This is a genomic window from Micromonospora sp. NPDC006431 (genome assembly GCF_042870725.1).
GTDB lineage: Bacteria > Actinomycetota > Actinomycetes > Mycobacteriales > Micromonosporaceae > Micromonospora.
In genome coordinates this window covers 86,534-109,570 of the sequence record NZ_JBIAHQ010000004.1, presented here as the reverse complement: position 1 = coordinate 109,570, position 23,037 = coordinate 86,534, and the positions used below count along the sequence as shown (strand labels likewise).

The following is a 23,037-nucleotide window of genomic DNA, read 5'->3' as shown; positions in this document are numbered from 1 at the left end:
CGGCGCCACGACCGCGCCGGCCGAGACGGCGAACACCGCCACCGCGCCGGCCGCCGCACCCGCCGGGGGCGGCCGTCGCCGCCGCCGCGCGCGTACCCCGATCGTGGTCGCCTCCGCGGTGGTGGTCGCCGCCGCCGCGGGCGTCGCGGCCGCCGTCGGTGCCGAGGGCCGCACCGGGGGTACGCCGGCCAGCGGCGGCCTGCCGCCGGCGACCGCCCAGGTCACCCGGCAGACCCTGCTGGACTCGGAGAGCTTCGACGGGGAACTCGGCTACGGCGCCGGCCACACCGCGACGCTGCGCACCGGCGGCACGATCACCTCGCTGGCCGCCACCGGCAGCCAGGTCAGCCGGGGCAGGCCGCTGTTCGCCGTCGACAACGCCAAGGTGCTGCTGCTGTACGGGCGGCTGCCGGCGTACCGGACGCTCGGGCCCGGCGTGTCCGGCGCCGACGTGCGGCAGTTCGAGGAGAACCTCAAGGCACTTGGCTACTCCGGGTTCACCGTCGACGACGACTACACCTCGGCGACCGCGGAGGCGGTGCAGCGGTGGCAGGACGAACTGGGCCTGCCCGAGACCGGCCGGGTCGAGCTGGGCCGGGTCGTCTACGCCGACGGCGCGGTCCGGGTGGACAGCCACGAGGCGGACCTCGGCGACCCGGCCCAGCCCGGCCAGGCGGTGCTGACCTACACCGGCACCGCCCGGGTGGTGACGGTGTCCCTCGACGTCGACGACGAGCGGCTGGCGAAGCGGGGCACCAAGGTGAGCGTCACCCTGCCCAACGGCAAGGACGTCACCGGCACGGTCGCGGCCACGGAGACGGTGATCGACACCGGCACCGGCGGCGGTGCGGGAGGCCAGGGCGACCCGGAGACCAAGATCGAGGTCACCGTGACCGTCGCCGACCCGAAGGCGCTGACCGGTTTCGAGCAGGCCTCAGCGAAGGTGGCGTTCACCGCCGCCGAGCGCCGGAACGTGCTGACCGTGCCGGTCGCCGCGCTGCTGGCGCTGGCCGAGGGCGGCTACGGCGTGCAACTGGTCGAGGGCACCACCACGCGGGTCGTCGCCGTGGAGACCGGGTTGTTCGCGTCCGGCCGGGTGGAGGTCTCCGGCGCGGGGCTCGCCGAGGGGGCGACCGTGGGGATGCCGACGTGACCGGCGACGCGGTGGTGGAGCTGGCCGAGGTGACCAAGGTGTACCCGGGCGGCGTACGGGCCCTCGACGGGGTGTCACTGACCATCCGGTACGGCGAACTGGTGGCCATCGTCGGCCCCTCCGGGTCGGGCAAGTCCACCATGCTGCACCTGATCGGCACCCTGGACCGCCCTTCCGCCGGCCGGGTCCGCATCGACGGGTACGACGTGGCCGCCCTCGCCGACCGGCAGCTCTCCGCCCTCCGGTCGTCCCGGATCGGCTTCGTCTTCCAGCAGTTCCACCTGGCCCCGAACGTGCCGGTGCGCGACAACGTCGCCGACGGGCTGCTCTACGCGGGCGTACCCCTGCGGGAGCGGCGGCGACGCGCGGAGGCCGCGCTGGACCGGGTGGGGCTGGGGCACCGGCTCGACCACCGGCCGCACGAGCTGTCCGGCGGCGAGCGGCAGCGGGTGGCGATCGCCCGCGCGGTGGTGGGTGCACCCAGGCTGCTGCTCGCGGACGAACCGACCGGCAACCTGGACTCCGCGTCCGGCGCCGGGGTGCTGGCGCTGCTGCACGACCTGCACGCGGCCGGGACCACCATCGTGGTGATCACCCACGACCTGGAGATCGCGGCCGGCCTGCCCCGCCGGGTGCAGATGCGCGACGGCCGGATCGTCGCCGACCACCGTCCCGTGGCGGTGCCGGCATGAGCGAACGCGTACGGCTGGCCCCCGCCCGGCTGCGCCCACAGGACGTCCTGCGGGTCGGCGGGGTCGGGTTGCGCACCCGGCCGCTGCGGGCCTTCCTGTCCGCGCTGGGCATCGCGATCGGGATCGCCGCCATGGTCGCGGTCGTCGGGATCTCCGCGTCGTCCCGGGCGGAGCTGGACCGCACGCTCGCCCAGCTCGGCACCAACCTGCTCACCGTCAGCCCGGGCAACACCCTCTTCGGCGACGACGCCCAGCTGCCGACCGAATCGGTGGCGATGATCGGGCGGATCGGGCCGGTACGGGCGGTGGCCGCCACCGCGCTGCTGGCCGACGCGAAGGTGTACCGGTCGGATCTGATCGCTCGGGGCGAGAGCGGCGGGATCGCCACCCGGGCGGCCAGCCTGGAGCTGCGGGACACGGTCGGGCTGGCGGTGGCGAGCGGCACCTGGCTGAACGCCGCCACCGCCCGCTATCCGGCGGTGGTGCTCGGCGCCACCACGGCGCGGCGGCTCGGGATCGGCGCCGCCGGGCCGGACGTGCAGGTCCAGCTCGGTGGGCGCTGGTTCACCGTGGTGGGGATCCTGGCGCCCGCGCCGCTGGCCCCGGAGCTGGACCTGTCCGCGCTGGTCGGCTGGGACGCAGCGAAGTCCTATCTCGACTTCGACGGGCACCCGACCACCGTCTACACCCGCACCGCCGACACCGCCGTCGAGGCGGTACGCGCGGTGCTCGGCGCCACCGCGAACCCGGAGGCGCCGAACGAGGTGAAGGTGGCGCGGCCGTCCGACGCGCTCGCCGCGAAGCAGGCCACCGACGAGGCGTTCACCGGGCTGCTGCTCGGACTCGGCGCGGTCGCCCTGCTGGTGGGCGGCGTCGGGGTGGCGAACACGATGGTCATCTCGGTGCTGGAACGGCGCCCGGAGATCGGCCTGCGCCGTTCGCTCGGCGCCACCCGCGGCCAGGTACGCACCCAGTTCCTGGCCGAATCGCTGCTGCTGTCCGCCCTCGGCGGGGTCGGCGGGGTGCTGCTGGGCGCCGGGGTCACCGCCGGTTACGCCCTCTCCCAGGCATGGCCAGCGGTGGTGCCGGTCTGGGCGGCGGCCGGCGGGGTCGGTGCCACCCTGCTGATCGGCGCCCTCGCCGGGCTCTATCCGGCGATCCGCGCCGCTCGGCTCGCCCCGACCGAGGCGCTCGCCACCCCGTAACGGCGATCAGGGAGGAGTCCTGGCGGGTTGTGGTCGACGCCGGCCACAACCCGCCAAGATCATGCATGCGCTGTCCATCCGACAGAAGCCGCGCTCCAAGTCCGACCGGCTGAGGATCCAGCCAGTGCCGGATCGGCGAGCGCGAACACCCGCTGCAAAACCAATCCGAAATCCTGGGGCAGCCGGTCATCGAGGCGATGCTTTCGCCGCCAAGCTGCCCACCTTGTTTGGGCCAGCACCGCGTAGCCGTCGAGGACCTCGCTTAGCAGAGTAGGGACCACCTCGCGATACTCGGCAACCCGTCGCACGGCCAATGCGAGTTCGCCGCCGTCCACATTGTGCTGTCCAGACAGCAGGTACACGTCGGCAAAGTCGCGCCAGCGGGTGTTCGCCTCGCCGCGTTGCAAGGCCGTCACCAGTTTCTCCGCATAAACCATGGGAAGCGGGTAGCCGGTTACCACGACTTCCCCATGGAGCAGGCGGGGCAGCTTGATTGGCTGCGGATCGGGCCAGATCGGATCGCCGACGTTGACATCGACATGGAAGGCCAACCGGGCGGCGGCGAGACGTCCCGTGAGGCTGACGCGGACGCCGGCATAGATGTCGTCGTCCCGGATCGTTTCCGCGGTCGCGGTAGTCGCGTCAAAGACCAGGCCATCGTCGAGCGGCAGGCTGGCCACCTCACGGACAATGCCGAGCACGTAATGGGTGTCGTTGGAGATCCATCGGCCCTGAAGATCGACGTCCCTGGTGGGCCGGCGGGCGGCATAAGCTGCCATCAAGACTCCGCCCTTGAGCACGAGCCTGTCCGCATAGGAAGAGTGGGCCAGGCGGGCGAGAAAGCCTTCCAGTGCGTATACCTGATGCAGCTCATCGGTGGGGCGGCTGGTTCGGCGGGCAAGGTTCTGAAGGTCGAGGTAGGCGCGGCCGGCGACGGTGGCTCGGGTAGGTCGGGTGGTCACAGCAGGATCTCCAACGCCTCTCGGAGTGGTCGCTCGACTTGGGGAAAGTGCCGAGCCATCGCCAGGAGTTTCGACGGCGCCGCGCCGCGCCGCCTCAGCCATCGCTTAAGCGCCGCGTACGCCAGATCCGGGCCCTCGCGATGGCGTAATCGAACCGCGTCGATAATGCTTCGTTCAGGGCCGTAGAGCCCGATCGACGTCTCGGAATCGAGGGGCAGATCGGTGCGCCCGATCCCGAAGGTGGCGGGGTCAAACAAGTGCCAGGCAACCGGTGCAGTGGTAGCGGGTCGGTGCTGCCCGCGTGGCAGCGCGACGTCGATGCGGGACGGGATCTCGTCGATGAGGCCGTGCCGGGCCAGCGCGGTAGCCAGGCAGAGCGTGGCGAGCGGTGCGCGCCGAGCGATCTCGATGAGATCTATGTCCACCACTTCAGTGTCGTGACGGCGGTAGAGACCTCGGCCGACGACTTCTATGGAACCCTGATCGCGCATGCGGTAGAGCCGCCTGCGGGAGACCCCAGCCGCCATGGCCTGCGAATAGGTGAAGGTCAGTGGAAGATCTCGCAATCCTCTCCGTTCGGCTGCCGACTCGTCCGCGTGACCCACGGGAGGAATCCTATACACCTCCAGCGTAGCTGTATAGGATTTCTCCCGCCGTGGCCGACTACCGGCGTTAGCTGCAGCCCTGGAGCCGGTCAGGGCGGTGGCCGAGGTTGATGCACCCCTGCTGATCGGCGCCCTCGCCGGGCTGTACCCGGCGATCCGCGCCGCCCGGCTCGCCCCGACCGAGGCGCTCGCCACCCCGTAACGGCGATCAGGGAGGAGTCCTGGCGGGTTGTGGTCGACGCCGGCCACAACCCGCCAACATCGTGCGCGCACGGCAACTACTTGAATGCCATTCAAGTAGTTGCTACCTTCGCCGCATGGCTCCCTCCAGCGCCGACCCGTCATCCGCTCCCGGTGCCGAAGCAGCTCCGCTCGACGCCGCCGCCGCCCTACGCGAGATCCAACGCGTCACCCGTCGGGCCCGCGCAAGCCTCTGGCGGGAAGTCCTCCAATGGCTGTGGACCGCCGCGTTCATTCCCAGCTTCCTGCTCGTCCTGCACCTGCATCCCGAGTATTCGATGGGGATGGTGATTGCTGCGATCGTGATGTGTGTGCCCCTGGGCATCCTCAAATCGCGCACCGGTGCGTTCAGTCGGGGTGCCACCCGCCAAGACAAGGTGATCGGCTGGATCTGGATACTCCTCTTCTGCGGAGCTCTTGCCGCCCTGGACCAGGTGCCTCAGGGCCTCTCACCATGGGTGGTGATCATCGCGATCGCGCCGGGTCTACCACCGCTCGTGGCGGCGGCGTGGGTGTTTCGCCGATGACCGACCAGGGCAGCCATCCGCGTCACGGCCTCGTCGATGTCATCCACGCCCCGGTCCGGTTGTCGATCGTCGCCGCGCTCGCCGGGCTGGGGAAGGCGGAGTTCCGATTCCTCCGCGACACCATCGAGGTCAGCGATTCGCTGCTCTCCAAGCACCTGACCACCTTGGAATCGGCCGGTTACGTACAGATCGTCAAGGCCGGCACGGGGCGCAGACCGCGAACCTGGGTGAGCCTGACCCCGGCCGGCCGGACCGCCTTCGACGCCTACACGGAATCGCTAAAAAGGATCATCGACGCCGGCAACTGAGCCAACCAGCGACCGTTGCCGCCGGAATGCATTGGTCCGCCTCGTCCTCGGCCCATCTGCTGGTACCGGCGGTGGTGGCGGTCGCCGCGATCGGCCTGCGCGCCTCCCCCGGCGCCGTTATGGTCGACGCGTGATCAATGGTGCTCATGTGATCATTTACAGCCGCGACCCGGAGGGCGACCGGGCCTTCTTCCGGGACACGCTCGGCTATCAGCATGTCGACGCCGGCCACGGTTGGCTCATCTTCCGGCTGCCGCCGGCCGAGCTCGCCGTGCACCCGACCGACGGCGAGCCGGCCCACGAGCTGTTTCTCATGTGCGACGACGTCGAGGCGACCATGGCCGAACTGACGGCGAAGGGCGTCGAGTTCACGATCCCGATCACCGAGGAGCGGTGGGGGCTGCGCACCGCGCTGCGGCTGCCCGGCGGTGGCGAGCTCGGCCTCTACGAGCCGCGCCACCCGGTGACAATCTGAGGCCCCGGCATCCGCGCGGCGGCGGGTGCGGCGCCGTGTAGCAGCGACCGCACCCGTGCTCGCCGAGGCCCACGCACCGGGCCTGCAGCCGGTCAGCCGTGTCGCCGACCGCTGGCCGGGCACTGACCGTCAGGACCCCACGGTCTGGGGCTTGCGGGTCAGGCCCCGCCCCTTCATGACGTGCTGGAGCAGGGCGATGAGGACCTCCTTGCTGGACTCCCGCTTGCGGGCGTCGCACAGCATGACCGGCACGTCCGGGTCGAGGTTCAACGCCATCTGCACCTCTTCGAGGCTGTACTGCCGAGCGCCGTCGAAGCAGTTCACGGCGACGATGAACGGCAGGCCCTGACCCTCGAAGTAGTCGATGGACGGGAAGCAGTCGGCCAGGCGGCGGGTGTCGGCGAGCACCACCGCGCCGAGGGCGCCGAGGGCCAACTCGTCCCAGAGGAACCAGAAGCGGTCCTGCCCGGGGGTGCCGAACAGGTAGAGCACGAGGTCTTCACCGAAGGTGATTCGGCCGAAGTCCATCGCCACCGTGGTGGTGGACTTCGCCTCGACCCCGGTGAGGTCGTCGACGCCGACGCCCCGCTCGGAGAGCACCTCCTCGGTGCGCAGCGGCTGGGTTTCGCTGACCGCTGCGACGAGGGTGGTTTTGCCGACGCCGAAGCCCCCCGCAATAAGGATCTTGAGGGCGGTGGGCAGGATCGTCCGATCCTCCCTGTCAGAGTTCTCGTAGTCCATGAATGAGCGCCTCGAATACGCTGTCGTCGGGAAGAGTGGCGGGCGGACGGGGTTCGGAGACCTGCACAAGCTGGCGGGCGACCAGGTCGTCGAGCAGGACGCGGACCGTGCCGAGCGGCAGGTGGAGGTGCGCGGCGACCTCTGCCAACGCGAGGGGCCGCTGGCACAGCTCGACGATCCGGGTGTGCTCCGGCACCAGTCCGACGTCTAGGGGCGGTGTCGCTCGGGTTGCGGTCACGAGTGAGATCACGTTGAAGCCGTTCCTCGGTCTGGCTCGCCCGCGGGTCATGGCGTAGGGCCGGACCACCGGTCCGGCCTCGTCATCGACCCACAGTGGCTCGGCGTCAGGCCTCGTCATGGGCGCCTCTACTTCCCGGACAGCTGGACGGTGGCTCGGGCGGGGGCGGCCAGGAACTTGCCGGCCCTCTGAACGATCATGGCCATCTCGTAGGCGACGAGACCGACGTCGGCGTCCTCGGCCGCGAGGACGGCCAGGCACGCGCCGTGACCGGCCGCCGTGACGAACAGGAACGATGACTGCATCTCGATGACGGTCTGCCGCACCGGTCCGCCGCTGAAGCGGCGTCCGGCACCCTTGGCGAGGCTCTGGATTCCGGAGGCGATCGCGGCCAGTTGCTCCGCGTCGTCCCGGCTGAGTCCGGCGGAGGACGCCATCAGCAGGCCGTCCACCGAGAGCACGACGGCATGCTGGGTCTGCTTGACACGTCCGACCAGGTCGTCGAGCAGCCAGGCCAGATCGGACCTCGAAGAGTTCTGCTGCTGCACGTGCTGGTTCCTCTTTCTACCGATCGGTCCCGGCCGCCGGTGAATCGTCGGCGGCTGGGGGCTGTTCGTCTTCGTCGCCGAGCAGACGCGCGTCGTCGCGTCCACGGCGGGTGCCGCTCTGGTAGCGGCTCATCAGTTGGCGGATCTGTTCCGGCGACCTGCCCGGGTCCGCCTCGGCGGGCGCCTCGTCGGCCGGTTCGGCGTCGGCCCGCAACTGCGGTGCGAGGCTCGCCTGCCGGACCCGCACCGGCAGTCCTTGCGGGGTCCGATCCGCGGCGGGCCGCGGACGCGGCACGAGCGGGGCGTCCGCGCTGCCCGGTTCGGCAACGGGCGCGCCGTCCGCGACGGGCGCGGCCATTTCCACGGGCGTGGCGTCCTCAGCGGCCGGGCGCACCGGTCCCCGCATGCCGACGGCCGGCAGCTCGAGGGTGGGCTGGCGGGCCGGTGGGGCGTCGGTCAGCGCGACGGATCCCCGTCGTTCCATGGCGGGCAGGCCGTTGTGGAGGGACGCGGTGGGCTCGCCGGCGGACGGACCGCCGGCGTTGCCGGCCGCGGCGGTGAGGGCTTCGGCGCTCGTCACCAGCTCCATCGGGATGAGCACGACGGCGGTGGTGCCGCCGTATGGCGAGGTCTTGAGGTTGACGCTGAGGTCGTGCCGCTGGGCGAGGTGGCTCACCACGAACAGGCCCAGCTGGTTGGCATTGGCCAGGTTGAACTCGGTCGGGTTGGCGATGCGGTCGTTGGCTGCGGCGAGTTCCTCCTCGCTCATGCCCAGACCGCGGTCCTCGACCTCGATGACGAAGCCGCGCGCCACCAGCTGTCCCCGCACCTCCACCTCGGTGTTCGGCGGGGAGAAGGACAGCGCGTTCTCGACGAGCTCGGCGAGCAGGTGGATGACGTCACCGGCGGCCCGGCCGGTCAGGCCCACGGAGCCGAACGGCAGCACGTTCACCCGCGTGTAGTCCTCCACCTCCTGGGTCGCCGCGCGGGCCACGTCGATCATGGGCACGTCCCGGCGCCAGGCGCGGCCGGGTGCCGCGCCGGACAGGACGATGAGGTTCTCCGCGTTGCGCCGCATGCGGGTGGCGAGGTGGTCGACGCGGAACAGGTCCTCGAGTTCGTCGGCGTCGTGCTCGCGGCGCTCCATCGCGTCGAGCAGGGTCACCTGGCGGTGGACGAGGCCCTGCGTACGCCGGGCGAGGCTGAGGAAGACGTCGCGCACGTTGCGCCGCAGCTCCGCCTGCTCCACGGCGGTGCGGATGGCCGTCTCCTGGACCCGGTTGAAGGCCTCGCCGACCTGCCCGATCTCGTCGGAGCCGAAGTCCAGTGGCGGTGCTTCGACGGCGACGTCCACCTGCTCACCGTGGCCGAGTCGTTCGACCACATTGGGCAGCCTCTCGTCAGCGAGGTCGTGGGCGGCCTTGCGCAGCCGCTCCAGCTGGGCCACCAAGGCGCGGGCGGTCGTGATAGCGAGGATGATCGAGGCGATAACGGCGATCGTGCCGAGGCCGGCCGCGAGGAGAAGCCGGACGATGACCATGATGGCCACACCCGTGGCGCCGCTCACGATCCCGTTGCCACCGGCAGTCACGACCTTCTGCAGCTCGCCCTGAGCGTCGTCCACCGCGCGGCGCCATTGGGCCGCCTCGACCGGAACCCTGGAGCGCGTGTTGGCGCTCTGGACGACCTGGTCTTCGATTGACCGGAGGCGGCTGAACGCATCGCCGGCGAGCAGCTGTTCGTATCGGGCGCGATCGTCGGGTGACAGCTTGGCCGAGGTCTCGGCGCCCGCGAATCGCTGGGCGCCGACGAGCTGTGCAAACTGCGCGTATTCGGCGCCGGTGAGCCGACCGCTGGCGAGGATGCCGCTCATCAGGGCGTCCTCTTGTGAGATCAGTTCCGACATCCGGTTCAGCTGGATGAGCGCCGCGGCGTAGTCCGCGATTTCCTTGTCGTCGAGGCTCGCGGTGGCGTGGTAGATGCTGAAGATCGAGTCGATTGCGTCGGCGAAAGACTGTCCCGCGCTGGTGCGGTCGATCGTCCGTGTGTTGACCGACTCGCGGGTGGCGGCGAGACCATCTAGGCTGGCGTAGGTGGCGTCGAGCCGTTGGCCCAGCTTGTCGCTGCCGGCAAGGTCGGCCTGCCAGCCCTGTGCGGACTCCTTGAAGCTCGCCGCGAGCTGCTCGGACTCTTGTCGTTGGGCCTCCAGGGCCGCTCGCGCGCGGCTGTCGTTCCCAGGTCCGCCCAGGTAGGCCAGTGTGAGTCGGCGCTCGTTCTGCAGTGCCTTCAGCAGCGGTGCGCTTGGCTCATAGACGGTGCTGTTCAGCGTGTTCACCCAGAGCAGGTTCAGGCCGTCCCGCAGGGTCACCCAGGCCGCGAACGCCCACAGGGCAGTTAGCGACACGAGCATCGCGACCACTTTGGTGCGTACATTGGTACTGCGAGAACGCATTACACCGTCCCAGTCAGCCGTTGAAGCATCTGGCATACAGCTTGGTGAATTGAGGTACCTGGGTGCGTGCGAGCCGTCGGCGCGCGACAACGGGGCACGCTAGCAGTGCCCGAACAATCCCTCAAGCGTCCCTGATCACCGGCTTGCCGGCAGCCTGTCCGGGTTTGGACGCGATTGCGCTGGGCTCCACTGTGGTCAGCTCCAGGTGCTGCCGTGCGAGATGCAGTGCGGCGAGCACTGCGGCTCGGACGATCGCCCTGGGGTGGTAGAGCTCTTTGCCGTACCAGAGGGGAGGATCAGCGCCGCGGCCGGTTGCGTCGCGCAGGTACGCGTAGCCGCGCCGCGCGGCCGTGCCTGCTCCAGCAGTCTGCGGGCGGGTGGACAGCAGCACCTGCAGCGCGTACGCGGTCTCCTCGGCGGTGCCGCCCCATCGTCCCCACGAACCGTCGGACCGTTGGGTGGACAGGATCCAGTCGACGGCCTTCACCACCGACTCGTCCGCAGTGGGCCCGCGGCCGAAGTCGTTGAGCGCCTGGGTGCAGCATGCGGTGGCGTAATACGGCGAGGCGTGCCATCGGTCGCGCCACTGTCCGTCGGGCTGCTGGTGTTCGCGCAGCAGGACCGTGAGCCGATCTATGGCCGTCACGTACCGTGGCGAGGGATTGCTGCCGTGCACGTACTGGCCGAAGGCGTCCAGGACGTGCGCGTTGGTGGTGACGGAAAAGCCGTCCTCACCCGGCCAGGTGCAGAAACCGTCCGCGGTTTCGTACGTCCACAGACCTTGGGGGTCTGCCGGCTGGCCAAGCTTCCCGAGCGCATACAGCGCCACGGACGTGGTGTCCGCGTCAGCGGGAAGTCCGGGCCCGGTGGGGGTGCCTGCTGGACCCATCGCGGCGGCGAGGCTCGCCACCACGCCTGGACGCACCGCGGGCCTTATTCCGGCGCGTGCCAGTCCGCTTACCACCCACGCCTGTTCGAAGACGGTGATGGGAAGCGGGCACGGTACGGGTCCACCGCCGGCTACGGTCGCCAGGTATGCCCAGGCGGGGTCGCCGGGGGTGGCGGGGCCGCCGAACCAGGCAGCGGTCGCCGCCGGCGAGGCGCCGACCGTGCCGGGCAGCGTCGGGCGGATGCCCGCGGCGCGGCGTGCGGCGGGGCCCAGGACCTCCAGGAAATGCAGCAGCTTGCCGGGCAGCTCAGCACCGGCCGCCAAAGCCTGTCGGACCCGGGCGAGGCGATTGTTGTCCATTCCTGCCGGCAGGCCCAGGCGCATGCCGTGCCAGCGTTCGAGGCCGGTGGCCGGCGCGTCCTCAAGTCGGTCGAGGTGCTGATTGATCTCCGCGACGAGCGACGGCACGATGACGTCCGCTGCCGGCGTGTCCGGCACCAGCAGATCCCCGCGTAGCCAATTGGTGAGCGCCTGTAGGCCGCGGCTGGCGGCGGCGGCCAACCGCGCCTGCCCATGATCCCGTTGCGCTCCGGATCCGATCGCACGGATGGTCGCGAGCAGCGCCTCGGTGGCGCTCAGCGTGGGTACCAGCGCATAACCCTCTGGCGGGCCCCAAGCGCCGTCCGCCCGCTGGCTCTCGAGCAGGTACGCGATGCGCTCACCATGCCCGTCGAGCCACGGAGACAGCGTCACGAGCCGGGCGGTCTCGTACACCGATGGAGCAACCTGACCCCACGGCTCCGCCTCCAGAGTGGCGATCAGTTCCCGTACGGCGAAGTCGAGGTCGTTCACAGCGCGGCTGGGTGTGGGGATGCCCTGGCTGCTCACAGGCTGCCCCAGAAGTCTGAGACCTGGTAGAAGCCGCTGGTGAACGCGATCTGGCGTTTCAGGTAGGTAGCCTGCCGGGGGCACGTTGCCTCCAGCGGCCGGATCAGGTCGTGGCAGCCCTCGATGAGCGTGGTGAGCCTGGCGGTCACCTCGGTGGAGTCGTTGACGAGCATGAGCGCGTTGAGGTCCCCCCATTGGAGGTCGCGCCGATACGTAGCGAGGTCGTTGACCAGCCGCAATGCGCGCTGCACCGCGCGGCTGGCGACTCTGAGTTCGGCAATGTGGTCGAGGCAGTCCTGGTCGCCGACGTAGGTCCAGTGCGCCATGTTGACCAGCACACAGGCGAGGTTGTCGGCGTTGCCGAGGTATTCATCGAGCGTTGGAGCAGCAGTGCTCGGCTTCGACGCGGCCTCGGGCGTGGTCTTCCAGGTCCATTCCTGCTCGACCGCCGCGAACATCCGCCCGAGCTCTTCCCGCCACATCGGCTGCATTACCGCAAAGGCAGGCGCCGTCGCCAGATCGCCGCCGATCTCGGCCAACAGCCGGGCCAGTGGGTGCCTGCCGGGGGACGGGCTGCCGTCCGCGACCGCGAGGCAGTCGGCGACGACCGCCCGCACGTCGTCGGCCGTCCTCGCCAGATAGTCGATCTGCCAGTCGGCTGCGAATACCCACAGCAGGGTCCGAGTCGTCACCCGCAGTTGCTCGGCCGGGTATTCGGGTGCGGTGACGGCGATCGACATCGCGATGCTGCTGAACAGGGCTGGGTCGAACGGCCGGCCGGTAAACAGATCCTGGTTGCGGGATACCACCTCGTGCAGGTCACGTTCGAGTCGGACGGCCAGCGCGCAGATCCGTCCGTGCTCCGCCACGGTGAGCAGGTCGTCTCTGGTCAGCGGCAGGTGCGGGTTTGAGATCACGAGACCGAGGAGAGTTCGCGGGGCAGCAGGGTGAGCGTGTTGGGTCGGGGCCGCAGCGATGCGCCGAGCCGCGGCTTGAGGTCGGCTGGCTGCCCGAGCCGGAACCGGAACCGGCTCAGGAGCGTCGCCATGATGATGGGCGCTTCGAGGAGGAAGAGGTACTGTCCGATGCATTGATGCGGGCCGCCCCCGAAGGGGAAGTAGCTGTAGCGGTACTGCCGCTTCGGTCGGTCGGGGGCGAACCGTTCCGGGTCGAACTCGTCCGGGCGATCCCAGAACGCCTCCATCCGCTGGGTCGCGTACGGGCTCACCAGGATCGTCGCCCCGGCCTCGATCCGGACGCCGCCCAGGACCTGCTCCCCTACCGCCGTACGCGGGATGGTCCAGCCCGCGGGCCAGAGCCGCAGCATCTCGTCCAGGACCATCCGGGTGTAGCGCAGCTCCGGGATGTGCGTCCGCTGCACCGGCCCATGCCCGACTACCTCGTCGATCTCGGCGTAGAGCCGGGAGGCCACCTCGGGATGCGTCTCGAGGACCGGCCACAGCCAGGACAGGACGCCGATCGTGGTCTCGTTGGCCGTGGAGAACATGGCGACCACATCGCTGCGGATCTGCTCCTCGCTGGCCTGCGACCCGTCAGCCCGTGGGCGGCACAGTGTCGCGATGATGTCGTCGCCGTCGCCCGGGTCTGCCCGCTCCTTCCGGATGATCGGCAGAACCAACGAGTCGATGCCTGCCACGGCGTTACGGAAGGCGCGGTCGCCTGGCAGGGGAATCCAGTAGGGCAGCCCGGGGGCGATCAGGCGAGACACCATCGTCCGCGTGATCGTGTCCAGGTGCGCGTAGATCTGGAGCGCATCAGGCACTGGGATCTTCTTGCCGAAGAGCACCCGCGTGGTGGCCTGGCATACGACCCGCGACATCAGGGTGATGGCGTCGACGGCCTGGCCCGCTCGTGCGGGCTCGTCCAGGGCGTCGACCGCCTCGCGGATCGCCACCGCCATCCGGTCGATCAGCATCTCGGCGCGCTTGGCGGTGAACAACGGTTGCAGGGTGTCCCGGCTGGACTCCCACAACTCGCCCTCGGTGACGAGGATCGCGTCACCGACAACCCGCCGGACCCCCCGCCAGAGCATGCTCTCGGCGTCGCGGATGTAGTTGGTCCTGTCGCGCAGGATCTGCTGCAGGTGCTCTGGATGAGTGACCAGATAGGGACGGAAGGTGCCGAGGTTGAGCCGCACGACCTCGCCACCGGCCTGGTTGCCGAAGTGGACAAGCGCCCCCAACGGGTCCCGGACCAGGTGCGGCAGTGCGCGGCGCAGGGGAACGGACCTGGCCTGGCCGGCGACGACCTGCGCTTCGGACATGGGCACCTCCACGATCTGTCGTACAACCGGGCCCATGGCGGCTGCGGCCAGGTAGGTCTGGTGAAAGCAAGGCCCTTGATGATCATCGCACGCATCGCCCCGCAACGCCAGATATGTCCACCGTCCTCAGCGGACTTTCGGGCGATGGGGTGTGTCCATCAGGTTGACTGAGCGGTCAACCCGTGGGGTGGCATGTTGCCTGAGCGGTCAACCCGTGCGGTGCATGGACGCATCCACGCCGGAGCCGGTCACCCGCGCTCCGCCGGCACGGTCACCGGACCCTTCGACCAGGCGCTCCCGCCTGGCCGAGTCGAGGCGCCGCAGCGGACATCACCTTGCCGTTACCACTCCTGTCGCTGGGAGCCCCTCATATGTAACATCCCTCGACTGGACCGATGGCAGGGTGGAGGTGACCGGGGTGCTCCCTACCGAGGTTCTCGATACGTCCCTACTTCCACCAGCTGACCGCTTTGCCTGTTGGTATGAGGTCGTATCGCAGGAGGCCGCCCCGACCCACGTCAGATGCCCGCACATCGAGAACTTCACGGCCGTGGCAAAGCGAGTGGACCTGGGCAGCGTCCGGCTGGCGGAGCTGCACTACCCAACCCTGGAAACCATCCGATCGCCGCGCCTGGTGCGCAAATCGCAACCCGACACGTACCAGTTGGTGCTGATGACAACCGGGTCGAGCGTCGCCATCCAGGACCGCACAGAGTCGCCCCTGGGGCCGTCGTCGTTCACCCTGCTTGACAACACCCGGCCGTTCACCGGCTCGCACTTCTCGGACGGGCCGGTGCTCGCGGGCTCCATCTCCCTTCTCATCTCGCGTCAGTCGTTGCCCCTGCATCCCGACCGGGTACGCCGGTTGCTCGCCACCTCGATCCCCTCCGACACAGGTATGGCGGCCCTGCTCGCTCAGTTCGTTCAGCGCCTGGTGACGTACCCCGAGCAGTTTGCCGCGAGTGACGCGCCAAGGCTCGGCATGATGGCGCTGGACCTCGCCGCCGGCGCCCTGGCGCAGCAGCTGGAGGTTCAAGGGACACTCCCGGTCGACGTCCGGGAACGCACGCTGCGTGCGGAGATCCGGGCCTTCATCGAGAAGAACCTTGGCGACAGTGAACTCAACCCCACCTCGGTCGCCGCGGCCCACCACATCTCGCTGCGCACCCTGCACCGCCTCTTCGAGCAGGAGGACCACACCGTGGCGGGATTGATCCGCCAACGACGCCTGGACCGGTGCCGGCGAGATCTGATCAATCCCCGGTTGGCCCACCAAGCGATCCAGAGAATTGCCGCCCGCTGGGGGTTCGCCGACAAAGCGCACTTCAGTCGGCTCTTCAAGGCGTGTTACGGCATGTCGCCACAGGAGTACCGCGAGCAGCACCGCCAGCTTTGAACTCCCATTGGCGCTCCTGTGCCCGGTAGTCAGCCGTGCGTCGAGGAGGACCGGGCGATGGCGGCCAGTTGGGCTCGGGAGGTGGCACCGAGTTTGGGGAACGCCTTGTAGAGGTGGTAGCCGACGGTGCGCGGGCTGAGGAAGAGCTGCGCGGCGATGTCGCGGTTGGAGGCACCACCGGCCGCCAGCCGTACGACCTGGCGTTCCTGGGGAGTGAGCACGCTGAGCGGATCGCCCGCCTTGCGCGGCGCCGCCGGCACGTCCCCGGTCGCGCGCAGCTCGGCGCGAGCGCGGTCTGCCCACAGCTCCGAACCGAGTCGGTCGAAGATCTCCAGCGCGCCGCGCAACTGTGCGCGGGCGTCCGACCGCCGCCGTGCCCGGCGCAGCCACTCGCCGTAGGCGAGCCGCGTCCTCGCCAGCTCGTACGGCTGGGCGTCGTCATGGAGCTGCACGGCCCGCGCGAAGTGCGCTTCGTTCTCCTCGACGAGCGCCCGGCAGCGCATGGCGATCGCTTCCGCCGACGGCTGACGGACGTGCCGCGCCCAGGCCAGGTAGCGGGCGAGCGGCTCCGCTGCCTGCCCCGGCTGGCCGCTGCGGACAGCTGCCTCGACCTGGTCGGGGGCGGACAGAACGGCGATGCTGCTGACGGGGATGGCCTGCAACTGCTGGAGGGCGGCGTCCGGGCGGCCCAGGCCGAGGTCGAGCAGGCCCAGGGCCCAACGCCCGATGGCCGCCGCGAGCACCATGCCCTGCTGGTCGGCTCGCGCCACGCCCGCTTCGGCCTTCGCCCGGCACTCCTGCGCGTCGGCGAGGTGCGCGAGCACCCAGGCGAGCGAGCACGTGAGGTGGCTGACCCGGTGCTCGTGGCCCAGGTCCGTCGCCAGCCGCAACCCCGCGTTGAGGGTCGCGGTGGCCTCGCCGTACCGGCCGCGCCACCCCTGCGCGAGTCCGTGGTCGAGGAGCGCGTTGGCGAGCCAGCCGATCATCCCGTTCCGCTGGCAGTCCGCCACGACTCCGGCGGTGATCTCCTCGCCGAGGGCGGCTCGGCCCAGCGCGAAACACAGCGAGGCGGTGAAGGTCAGTCCGGGCACCCCCAGCCCGGTGCGATGGTGTTCGTCCACCGCCTCACCCATGCGGGTGATCCCACCGCGGATGTCACCGCACATCAGGCGGGTCAGCCCGAGCGCACCGGTGACCAGCGGTGAGTCGATCGGGGGGAGCGCGCGGAGGCTGGCGGCCGCCTCCTCCGCCAGCTGGGTGTCGCCGGCGAACCACGCACAGCGGATGGCCTCCACCAGCAGCCAGGTGGCCCGCTCGGTGGACCGGGCTGCCAGGCGCGGGACGCCGGCCATGATGATCCGGCCCGCCGCGAGCGGTGCGCCCAGCTCGAATTCGCGATGGGCGCGTACCTGGATCAGCGCAGCGATCATGTCCGGGTCGTCCACATCGGGTGTGGCGCGGTCGGCGAGGGCGGCGGCCCGATCCATCAGTCCGGCGTCACTCGCCGCCAGCGCGGCGGCGGCGAGTCGCCCGGATCGTCGTACCGGGTCGGCGGTGAGTTCGGCGGCCCGCTCGTAGGCCGCGGCGATCGCGGCGTGGCCGCCGCGGGTCCGTGCCCGTTCCGCGGCTTCCGCCAACTCCCGGGCGATGTCCTCGTCGGGACCGAGCGCGGCGGCGGCCAGGTGCCACGCCCGCCGGTCGGCCGCGTCGACGGCCGGCGAGCGGGTGAGGGCGTCGGCAAGGGCACGGTGTACGGCGAGGCGGCGGGTGGCCGGCGCGCCCTGGTAGGCGGCAGTGCGGATCAGGGGGTGGCGGAAACCGACGACATTCCCCTTGACCTCGATCAGCCGGCTCCGCTCGGCCGCGCCCAGCGCGTCGAGGGTGGCGCCCGCGGCTACCAGCGTCCCCAGCTCACCGGAGCCGTCCGCCGCCGCGATCAGCAGCGCGGTTCGCGCGGTCTCGGGCAGCGCGGCTATCTGTGCCTGGAACGCTTCCTGGACCCGATCGGCGACGGGCATGGCACCCACCGGTGAGAGTCGTCCCGCCCGCTGCTCGGCGCTGAGTGCGGCGGGCAGTTCGATGAGCGCCAGCGGGTTGCCGTCCGATTCGTCGATGAGGCGCTGTCGTACCTGCGGTGGGAGGTCGGCCGGGAGCAGGGCGGCGGCGGCTGCCCGGTCCAGCGCGCCGAGCCGGAGCTCGGGCAGCCCCACGGCGGGAAAGCCCGCACGGGCGGCGAAGAGCATGACGACGCCTTCCGCGTCGAGGCGGCGGGCAGCGAACATGAGTGCGTCGATGGACGCCTGGTCGAACCACTGCGCGTCGTCGACGAGGCAGAGCAGCGCGCCGTCGCCGGCCAGCTCGGTGAGCAGGCTCAGCGTGGCCAGCCCGACCAGGAACCGGCTCTCCGGAGCGGTGTCGCCCAGTCCCAGAGCGGCGTTGAGCGCGGTGGCCTGCGTGGCGGGCAGCGTGTGGATCCGGTCGAGCCCGGTGCGCAGGAGCAGGTGGAGTGCGGCGAACGGCAACATCGCCTCGGACTCGACACCGACTCCGCGCAACACCCGCAGGCCCTCGGCCCGCCCGGCGGCGTGCTTCAGGAGCGCGGACTTGCCGATCCCCGCCGGGCCCCGGATGACCAGGCTTCCGCTCCGGCCGCTGCGGGCCGCCGTCAGGAGCCGCTCGATCGTCGCCTGCTCCCCCACTCGTCCGTGCAGCACGGTCAGGAAGGTACCGTCACGATGACTGATTCGGCGTGGCCTGGCCCTCCGTAGCTTCGTGATCATCCGCACGGACGTACTACGAAGGGACCCCGGGATGACCACCGTCGCCAGCACCGTCCACCCCGCCGCCGACACCAAGCTGCTCCGCTTCGCCCTCAAGCAGGACGCGCTGGGCTCGGGCGCCAACGGAGTCGTCTACGTCGTCGTCGCGGCGATCTTCGGTGAGCTGTTCGGCCTGCCCGCCGCCCTCCTCTACCCGATCGGTGTCTTCCTGATCGCGTGGGCCGCCGCGCTGTTCGTCCTCGCCGCGCGGCCGATGGTGAGCCGGGCCGCGGTGGGTGTGGTGATGGCGGTCAACGTCGTCTGGGTGGTCGCGAGCGTCGAACTGCTCGTCGCCGGTTGGTTCCCGTTGACCGGCCTCGGCACCGCATTGGTGATCGTCCAGGCGGTGGCGGTCGCCGGCTTCACCGTCCTGCAGTTCGCCGGCCTCCGCAAGGCCGGGTGAACCGCGAGCCCTCGGCGCCCGCCCCGGCCGGGGCGGGCGCCGGGCACGTCGGCCGCGCTCACGACGATTCACCAGGCGCCGGGGTCGGCGATCGCGGCGGCCGGCCGGTAGCCGCCCAGGACGCCCAATCCATCCGACTCCGTATAGCCGTGGCCCCGCCCGTCGAGGAACAGTTCGACCTTGCAGGGCTTGACCCAGATCTCCAGCACGTCGCTGCCCTGTCGGCGTACGCGGTAGGGCCCGGCTGTCAGATCACCGGCCCCGTCGCCGGCGGTCACCGCCGGGCGTTGAGCTCGAACGGTGAGCCAGCGACCTGAGGAGTCACCCACCACTAGTGATCCTTCGGAGAAGGGATCCGAGCGGCGCAGGCTCAGCTGGACCGAACATTCCAGCAGGCGGGCACCGGTGGGCAGCGATTGCAGGCGGAACGGCACCGCGCAGCGGCGGGCGCCGTCGAAACGCACGCGGCCTGCCGCGCCAACCGCCTCGTCGCGGTCGTCCGCGTAGATCTCGAGTCGAGCCCAGAGGCCGTCGACCGGTTGCCAGCGCACGAACCACAGACCCGACCCGCCCGACGGCCCCGGATCCACCCAGGCGGTTCCCGGCCGCTCGCCGACGCGTACGCCCGCCGGTGGCCGGGGCCGGCCCGACGACGACAACGTCTGCCGGAGGCCGTCCAGCATCGCCGCGCTGCCTGCCAGCACGAATCGTGCCTGGCCGGTCCCGCCCTGGAACTCGACGCTTTCGACGCCACGGCCCGTGGTCCAGGTGGCGTACCGAGCGCCGGAGACCAGGTTGTCGGCCGTGAAATGAACGACGGCAGGATCGGTGCCGACGAGGTCGGGCCGCTCGGCGGCGCCGGGCTGGTTCGGCGATGCCGGCAGCAGAAGCGCTGTCTGCCGGGCGGTCTGGCCGAGCGGCACCACCATGAATACGGCCGCCACCACCGCACAGGCTGCCGCCACGCACGAGGTGACCAGCCCCCGACGCCGTCGCCGCAGGTGGCGCCCGCGAAGAACGGCCTGTGCCACGATCGGCGCCGGGTCGACGTCGGCTCCCGCATGGGCGTCGAGCATCACGGCGAGACGCTGGTCGAGGTCGGACGACATCAGAACACTCCCATCGGTTCGGCGGCGTCTCGGCCCAGCCGATCGCGCAGCGCCGCCAGGGCGCGCTTCGCATGCGTACGGACCGTGCCCGTGGAGCAGTCCAGGATCTCGGCGATTGTCCAGTCGTCGAGATCTTCGTAGTACCGCAGGACGATCACCGTGCGTTGTCGCGCGGGCAGGGCGCGGACAAGCTGCCACAGGGCGTCCCGCTCGGCGACCTCCACGGTCTCGTCGCTCGCACCCGGGCGCTCGGCCACTGCGGTGACCAGGACCTCCCGGCTGCTGCGCCGACGCCACCACGAGTGGTGGGCGTTGACGAGCATCCGGCGTACGTACAGGTCAGGTTGCTCCATTCGCGAGATACGCCCCCACCGGGCGTACGCCCTGGCGAGGGTGTCCTGAAGGAGGTCCTCGGCCCGGTGCTCGTCACTGGTGAGCAAACGGGCGAGCCGCAGAAGCGCCGAAACCCGGGCGAAGGCATACTCCTCGAACGTCACGCCTTATTGAACGCAGTGGGACGCCCGTTCCGTAGACACAAACGGCCCGGCACTTCGTACCTGTCTGGTAGCCGGAGCCCAGCTGCGCTGGCGGCCGCGGACGGCGTCGGGCAGTGTCGAGACTCGTGGATGCCATGACGATCGCCGCCGCTCAACCGTTGGTGACCCGCGACCCGGTCGAGAATGGAGCCGTGGTGCGCGCGCTCATGCGCGAAGCGCATGAGCGGGGAGCACGCCTGGTGCAGTTCCCCGAAGGAGCTCTCACCGGCTATATCGGACAGGCAAAGCGGCACTTCGCCGGCTGGAACATCGACTGGGCGCCGGTCCGGGCCCAACTCGACGAGACGGCCGCGCTCGCGGGCGAGCTCGATCTGTGGGTGGTGCTGGGCGGCAACCACCGCCTGACCGGCCCCCACCGCCCCCACAACAGCCTGTACGTGATCTCCAACCGAGGTGAGATCGTCGACCGCTACGACAAGCGGTACCTCTCCCACACGGAGGTGACCGGCTACTACTCACCCGGCTTCGAGCCGGTGGTGGTCGACGTGTCCGGGTTCCGTTTCGGCTTGGCCCTCTGCATCGAAATCAACTTCGCGGAGGTGTTCCTCGACTACCTGCACCGCGGCGTGGACTGCGTGCTGTTCTCGTCCTTCTCCCAGGACCCCGTGTTCGGCGTGATCGCCCAGGGCTACGCCGCCGCCAACTGCCAGTGGTTCAGCGTTTCGGTTCCCGCCCAGTGCAGCCCAGCCATGCCCAGTGGAGTGATCGGCCCCCACGGCGCCTGGCTGGGGCGGTGCACCTCCGACGGCCGCAGCGGGCTGGTGTGCGTCGACCTCGACCGGCAGGCCCCGGAGCTGAAGGTGGCTCTGCACGCCGCCCGGCCGTGGCGCGCCACCGCCCGCGCCGGCACGATCTACGAACAGCGCCGCGTGGAGGATCTTCGCAGCAGCGACCGCACCGCGCGGTAGTCATTGACGGCTACGCCTCGCCCCTTCGCACGTCCCGGCCGGCGCAGGTAAGCCGGCGTGCGAGGTAGTCGCCGAGCGACGTGGCTTTCGGCACCTCGGGGTCGCCCGTGGAGCCGGCGGGGACGTAGCGGGTGTGCCGCAGTTCCGCCACGAACTCGGACACGGGCGCGCCAGCGTGTAGCCCGGTGGTGATCGCGGTCGACAGGGCGTCGGTCAGGCCGGCCAGGGTGGAGCCGTGCTTGCCGACGTGCAGCTCGACGTGGGTGAGCCGGTCGGCAGCGGCGGCGGTGACGAGGCGACCGGGGGTGCCATCCAGGACGAACTCAGTCGTGGTGCCTGCCGTCCGGCGGGGTGCCGGAATGCGAGTTCGCCCAAGGTCTGTCATCGTCGGGTGCTCCTTCACGCTCGCGCCTCGCCCCGTGCCGTCGAGGACCTCGACACGGTAGGCAGCCGGACGGGCCGGCACCAGCGCGACACGCTACTCATTCGCACAGGTGAACGAAGACGATCAGGAAGGCAGGCAGCACTGCGTAGGCCGGTGTTGTCCGGTCCACGGGAGTGGCGAGCGACCGGGTGGAGGGGGCCAAGCCCGTGCGGTGCCCCGCTACGGGGTCGCGCGTATCGCGTATCGGGTGATAAGCACACTTCATGACCTGGTCCAAGTCGCGGTCAACCCACCCGTCGGCCTCAACCTCGCACGTCATCACCGGCACCGCTGTCATGCTGGCGTGGTTCGCTGCTGCCGCGGCCGCGACCGTCTATTGGGTGGCGCACCAGTCGAACAGGGCGGGCGCCTGCGACAGCTTCTGCGTGTCGGACCGGGTCGAGGCCTTCGTCGTGGCGTTCTTCGTCGGCATCCCAGCCGGCGTTGTCGGCCTGTTCGCCGGTGCGGTCCTCCTCGCGTTACTCGGACGGCGGATCCGTTCAGGATGGCTCGTTGGCAGTCTCGCCGGCGTTGGTGGCCTCGTCACCGGCCTGGTCGTCGTGGTCGGCGGGCTGCTGGTCTGGACCCGGGTCACCGAGGCCGCCGGATGGTGACGGGTGGGGCACGGAACGGCGAGCCGCGAGCATGCCCTCCACCATGCCGGCTGTAACGGCGGACGACGGATCGACGCTCACCTACAAGGGACGGCCGCAAAGCATGGCCAGACCCTTCGCCGGGCGGGACGTAGGCCCACACCTCCCCCACAGTCCCGTCCGGCCTCCACAGTCCGACCCGTAACAGCGACCCCTGACGCTGCCGGAGGCCCCGTGATCGTCGAATCAACCACCCGCACACCGCCGCCCCGCTGGCCGGTTACCAACAGCCGGCCGGCGCCCGCCGCCCGGAATCAGCCAACGCAGCCGATACCAGAGCCGCGCGACTGGTTGCCGTACGTGGCGTTGGCCGTCACGACCGTGATGATCGGATGCTTCGCCACGGTCGTGGTCGTGCTGGCTCGATAGCCGGCCCTGCCTCAGCTGAACCGCGAACGCCCCCACCCGCCTCGCGTGGGGGCGGTTTCAGCGCACGCGTGGTGTGTGTGGCGTGGGGGGGGGGGGGGGGGTTAAACCCCCCCCCCCCCCCCCACCCACCCCCCCCACACCACCCCCCCCCCCCCCCCCCCCCCCCCCCCCCCCCGGCCCCCGCCCCCGCCG

The 23,037-nt window shown here is 70.6% G+C and carries 23 protein-coding genes; 10 read left to right on the top strand and 13 right to left on the bottom strand.

The genetic code is table 11. The features are described 5' to 3' along the window. Positions 1-100: 100 nt before the first annotated feature. The 3 genes from ACFYM6_RS09570 to ACFYM6_RS09560 are packed head-to-tail and all read left to right on the top strand — an operon-like array spanning position 101 to position 3,050. Positions 101-1,153 (top strand): peptidoglycan-binding protein, encoded by a 1,053-nt coding sequence (locus ACFYM6_RS09570; protein WP_387274543.1) that lies wholly within the window; start codon positions 101-103, stop codon positions 1,151-1,153. Between the two features lie 11 nt (positions 1,154-1,164). Next, positions 1,165-1,845, top strand: a complete 681-nt coding sequence (locus ACFYM6_RS09565) for an ABC transporter ATP-binding protein (RefSeq protein WP_387274541.1) — start codon at positions 1,165-1,167, stop codon at positions 1,843-1,845. Next, complete coding sequence (locus ACFYM6_RS09560; RefSeq protein WP_387273924.1) at positions 1,842-3,050, top strand: ABC transporter permease; 1,209 nt, start codon at positions 1,842-1,844, stop codon at positions 3,048-3,050. Before ACFYM6_RS09565 ends, ACFYM6_RS09560 begins: the two co-directional genes overlap by 4 nt. Before the next feature lie 59 nt (positions 3,051-3,109). Here ACFYM6_RS09560 and ACFYM6_RS09555 read toward each other — a convergent pair whose 3' ends face one another. Then, the gene (locus ACFYM6_RS09555) at positions 3,110-4,012 is read right to left on the bottom strand and encodes a nucleotidyl transferase AbiEii/AbiGii toxin family protein (RefSeq protein ID WP_387273922.1); all 903 of its coding nucleotides are present in this window, start codon (positions 4,010-4,012) and stop codon (positions 3,110-3,112) included. Continuing rightward, a complete protein-coding gene (locus ACFYM6_RS09550; RefSeq protein WP_387273920.1) occupies positions 4,009-4,617 on the bottom strand; it encodes a type IV toxin-antitoxin system AbiEi family antitoxin domain-containing protein in 609 nt (202 codons plus the stop codon). The genes ACFYM6_RS09555 and ACFYM6_RS09550 overlap by 4 nt, the downstream gene beginning before the upstream one ends. Before the next feature lie 317 nt (positions 4,618-4,934). On the opposite strand from ACFYM6_RS09550, the gene ACFYM6_RS09545 reads away from it, so the two are divergent. The 3 genes from ACFYM6_RS09545 to ACFYM6_RS09535 all read left to right on the top strand — a co-directional run bounded on the left by ACFYM6_RS09545 (position 4,935) and on the right by ACFYM6_RS09535 (position 6,167). Beyond that, positions 4,935-5,384: a hypothetical protein gene (locus ACFYM6_RS09545; RefSeq protein ID WP_387273918.1), complete on the top strand. Its 450-nt coding sequence runs from the start codon at positions 4,935-4,937 to the stop codon at positions 5,382-5,384. After that, on the top strand, positions 5,381-5,692 hold the full coding sequence (locus ACFYM6_RS09540; RefSeq protein WP_387273916.1) for a winged helix-turn-helix domain-containing protein: 312 nt from the start codon (positions 5,381-5,383) through the stop codon (positions 5,690-5,692). The genes ACFYM6_RS09545 and ACFYM6_RS09540 overlap by 4 nt, the downstream gene beginning before the upstream one ends. 148 nt (positions 5,693-5,840) lie before the next feature. Beyond that, complete coding sequence (locus ACFYM6_RS09535) at positions 5,841-6,167, top strand: VOC family protein (RefSeq protein ID WP_387273914.1); 327 nt, start codon at positions 5,841-5,843, stop codon at positions 6,165-6,167. A 129-nt stretch (positions 6,168-6,296) separates the two neighbouring features. On the opposite strand, the gene ACFYM6_RS09530 is transcribed toward ACFYM6_RS09535, so the two are convergent. The 7 genes from ACFYM6_RS09530 to ACFYM6_RS09500 form a co-directional block, all read right to left on the bottom strand. After that, positions 6,297-6,908, bottom strand: coding sequence for an ATP/GTP-binding protein (locus ACFYM6_RS09530; RefSeq protein ID WP_387273912.1), 612 nt, complete (start codon positions 6,906-6,908; stop codon positions 6,297-6,299). Then, complete coding sequence (locus ACFYM6_RS09525) at positions 6,889-7,266, bottom strand: DUF742 domain-containing protein (protein ID WP_387273910.1); 378 nt, start codon at positions 7,264-7,266, stop codon at positions 6,889-6,891. The genes ACFYM6_RS09530 and ACFYM6_RS09525 overlap by 20 nt, the downstream gene beginning before the upstream one ends. 8 nt (positions 7,267-7,274) lie before the next feature. Next, on the bottom strand, positions 7,275-7,694 hold the full coding sequence (locus tag ACFYM6_RS09520; RefSeq protein WP_387273908.1) for a roadblock/LC7 domain-containing protein: 420 nt from the start codon (positions 7,692-7,694) through the stop codon (positions 7,275-7,277). Between the two features lie 16 nt (positions 7,695-7,710). Then, positions 7,711-10,146, bottom strand: a complete 2,436-nt coding sequence (locus ACFYM6_RS09515; RefSeq protein WP_387274539.1) for a nitrate- and nitrite sensing domain-containing protein — start codon at positions 10,144-10,146, stop codon at positions 7,711-7,713. Positions 10,147-10,267: 121 nt separating this feature from the next. Beyond that, on the bottom strand, positions 10,268-11,887 hold the full coding sequence (locus ACFYM6_RS09510; RefSeq protein ID WP_387273906.1) for a prenyltransferase/squalene oxidase repeat-containing protein: 1,620 nt from the start codon (positions 11,885-11,887) through the stop codon (positions 10,268-10,270). A 32-nt stretch (positions 11,888-11,919) separates the two neighbouring features. After that, positions 11,920-12,840: a terpene synthase family protein gene (locus tag ACFYM6_RS09505; protein ID WP_387273904.1), complete on the bottom strand. Its 921-nt coding sequence runs from the start codon at positions 12,838-12,840 to the stop codon at positions 11,920-11,922. Next, positions 12,837-14,207, bottom strand: coding sequence for a cytochrome P450 (locus ACFYM6_RS09500; protein WP_387273902.1), 1,371 nt, complete (start codon positions 14,205-14,207; stop codon positions 12,837-12,839). The genes ACFYM6_RS09505 and ACFYM6_RS09500 overlap by 4 nt, the downstream gene beginning before the upstream one ends. Positions 14,208-14,430: 223 nt before the next feature. Here ACFYM6_RS09500 and ACFYM6_RS09495 point away from each other — a divergent pair, with 223 nt between their 5' ends. Continuing rightward, complete coding sequence (locus ACFYM6_RS09495) at positions 14,431-15,603, top strand: helix-turn-helix domain-containing protein (RefSeq protein ID WP_387273900.1); 1,173 nt, start codon at positions 14,431-14,433, stop codon at positions 15,601-15,603. Between the two features lie 29 nt (positions 15,604-15,632). On the opposite strand, the gene ACFYM6_RS09490 is transcribed toward ACFYM6_RS09495, so the two are convergent. Beyond that, the gene (locus ACFYM6_RS09490) at positions 15,633-18,317 is read right to left on the bottom strand and encodes a LuxR C-terminal-related transcriptional regulator (protein WP_387273898.1); all 2,685 of its coding nucleotides are present in this window, start codon (positions 18,315-18,317) and stop codon (positions 15,633-15,635) included. A gap of 97 nt (positions 18,318-18,414) precedes the next feature. Here ACFYM6_RS09490 and ACFYM6_RS09485 point away from each other — a divergent pair, with 97 nt between their 5' ends. Continuing rightward, positions 18,415-18,825, top strand: coding sequence for a hypothetical protein (locus tag ACFYM6_RS09485; RefSeq protein WP_387273897.1), 411 nt, complete (start codon positions 18,415-18,417; stop codon positions 18,823-18,825). 68 nt (positions 18,826-18,893) lie between these two features. On the opposite strand, the gene ACFYM6_RS09480 is transcribed toward ACFYM6_RS09485, so the two are convergent. Both ACFYM6_RS09480 and ACFYM6_RS09475 read right to left on the bottom strand, forming a co-directional pair. Beyond that, a complete protein-coding gene (locus tag ACFYM6_RS09480; RefSeq protein ID WP_387273895.1) occupies positions 18,894-19,934 on the bottom strand; it encodes a hypothetical protein in 1,041 nt (346 codons plus the stop codon). Next, a complete protein-coding gene (locus ACFYM6_RS09475) occupies positions 19,934-20,431 on the bottom strand; it encodes a SigE family RNA polymerase sigma factor (protein ID WP_387273893.1) in 498 nt (165 codons plus the stop codon). The genes ACFYM6_RS09480 and ACFYM6_RS09475 overlap by 1 nt, the downstream gene beginning before the upstream one ends. A gap of 134 nt (positions 20,432-20,565) precedes the next feature. On the opposite strand from ACFYM6_RS09475, the gene ACFYM6_RS09470 reads away from it, so the two are divergent. Next, positions 20,566-21,399 carry a carbon-nitrogen hydrolase family protein gene (locus ACFYM6_RS09470; RefSeq protein WP_387273891.1) on the top strand — a complete coding sequence of 278 codons (834 nt, stop codon included), beginning with the start codon at positions 20,566-20,568 and terminating at the stop codon, positions 21,397-21,399. Between the two features lie 10 nt (positions 21,400-21,409). On the opposite strand, the gene ACFYM6_RS09465 is transcribed toward ACFYM6_RS09470, so the two are convergent. After that, positions 21,410-21,784, bottom strand: a complete 375-nt coding sequence (locus ACFYM6_RS09465; RefSeq protein ID WP_387273889.1) for a hypothetical protein — start codon at positions 21,782-21,784, stop codon at positions 21,410-21,412. A gap of 263 nt (positions 21,785-22,047) precedes the next feature. On the opposite strand from ACFYM6_RS09465, the gene ACFYM6_RS09460 reads away from it, so the two are divergent. Next, a complete protein-coding gene (locus tag ACFYM6_RS09460; RefSeq protein ID WP_387273887.1) occupies positions 22,048-22,437 on the top strand; it encodes a hypothetical protein in 390 nt (129 codons plus the stop codon). Positions 22,438-23,037 lie beyond the last annotated feature (600 nt).

What these genes read in the sequence shown, in the direction of transcription:
- ACFYM6_RS09560 (WP_387273924.1), top strand. Translation starts at nt 1,842, where the DNA reads ATGAGCGAACGCGTACGGCTGGCCCCCGCCCGGCTGCGCCCACAGGAC.
- ACFYM6_RS09545 (WP_387273918.1), top strand. Translation starts at nt 4,935, where the DNA reads ATGGCTCCCTCCAGCGCCGACCCGTCATCCGCTCCCGGTGCCGAAGCA.
- ACFYM6_RS09540 (WP_387273916.1), top strand. Translation starts at nt 5,381, where the DNA reads ATGACCGACCAGGGCAGCCATCCGCGTCACGGCCTCGTCGATGTCATC.
- ACFYM6_RS09530 (WP_387273912.1), bottom strand. Translation starts at nt 6,908, where the DNA reads ATGGACTACGAGAACTCTGACAGGGAGGATCGGACGATCCTGCCCACC.
- ACFYM6_RS09525 (WP_387273910.1), bottom strand. Translation starts at nt 7,266, where the DNA reads ATGACGAGGCCTGACGCCGAGCCACTGTGGGTCGATGACGAGGCCGGA.
- ACFYM6_RS09515 (WP_387274539.1), bottom strand. Translation starts at nt 10,146, where the DNA reads ATGCGTTCTCGCAGTACCAATGTACGCACCAAAGTGGTCGCGATGCTC.
- ACFYM6_RS09500 (WP_387273902.1), bottom strand. Translation starts at nt 14,207, where the DNA reads ATGTCCGAAGCGCAGGTCGTCGCCGGCCAGGCCAGGTCCGTTCCCCTG.
- ACFYM6_RS09495 (WP_387273900.1), top strand. Translation starts at nt 14,431, where the DNA reads ATGGACGCATCCACGCCGGAGCCGGTCACCCGCGCTCCGCCGGCACGG.
- ACFYM6_RS09485 (WP_387273897.1), top strand. Translation starts at nt 18,415, where the DNA reads ATGACCACCGTCGCCAGCACCGTCCACCCCGCCGCCGACACCAAGCTG.
- ACFYM6_RS09480 (WP_387273895.1), bottom strand. Translation starts at nt 19,934, where the DNA reads ATGTCGTCCGACCTCGACCAGCGTCTCGCCGTGATGCTCGACGCCCAT.
- ACFYM6_RS09470 (WP_387273891.1), top strand. Translation starts at nt 20,566, where the DNA reads ATGACGATCGCCGCCGCTCAACCGTTGGTGACCCGCGACCCGGTCGAG.
- ACFYM6_RS09465 (WP_387273889.1), bottom strand. Translation starts at nt 21,784, where the DNA reads ATGACAGACCTTGGGCGAACTCGCATTCCGGCACCCCGCCGGACGGCA.
- ACFYM6_RS09460 (WP_387273887.1), top strand. Translation starts at nt 22,048, where the DNA reads ATGACCTGGTCCAAGTCGCGGTCAACCCACCCGTCGGCCTCAACCTCG.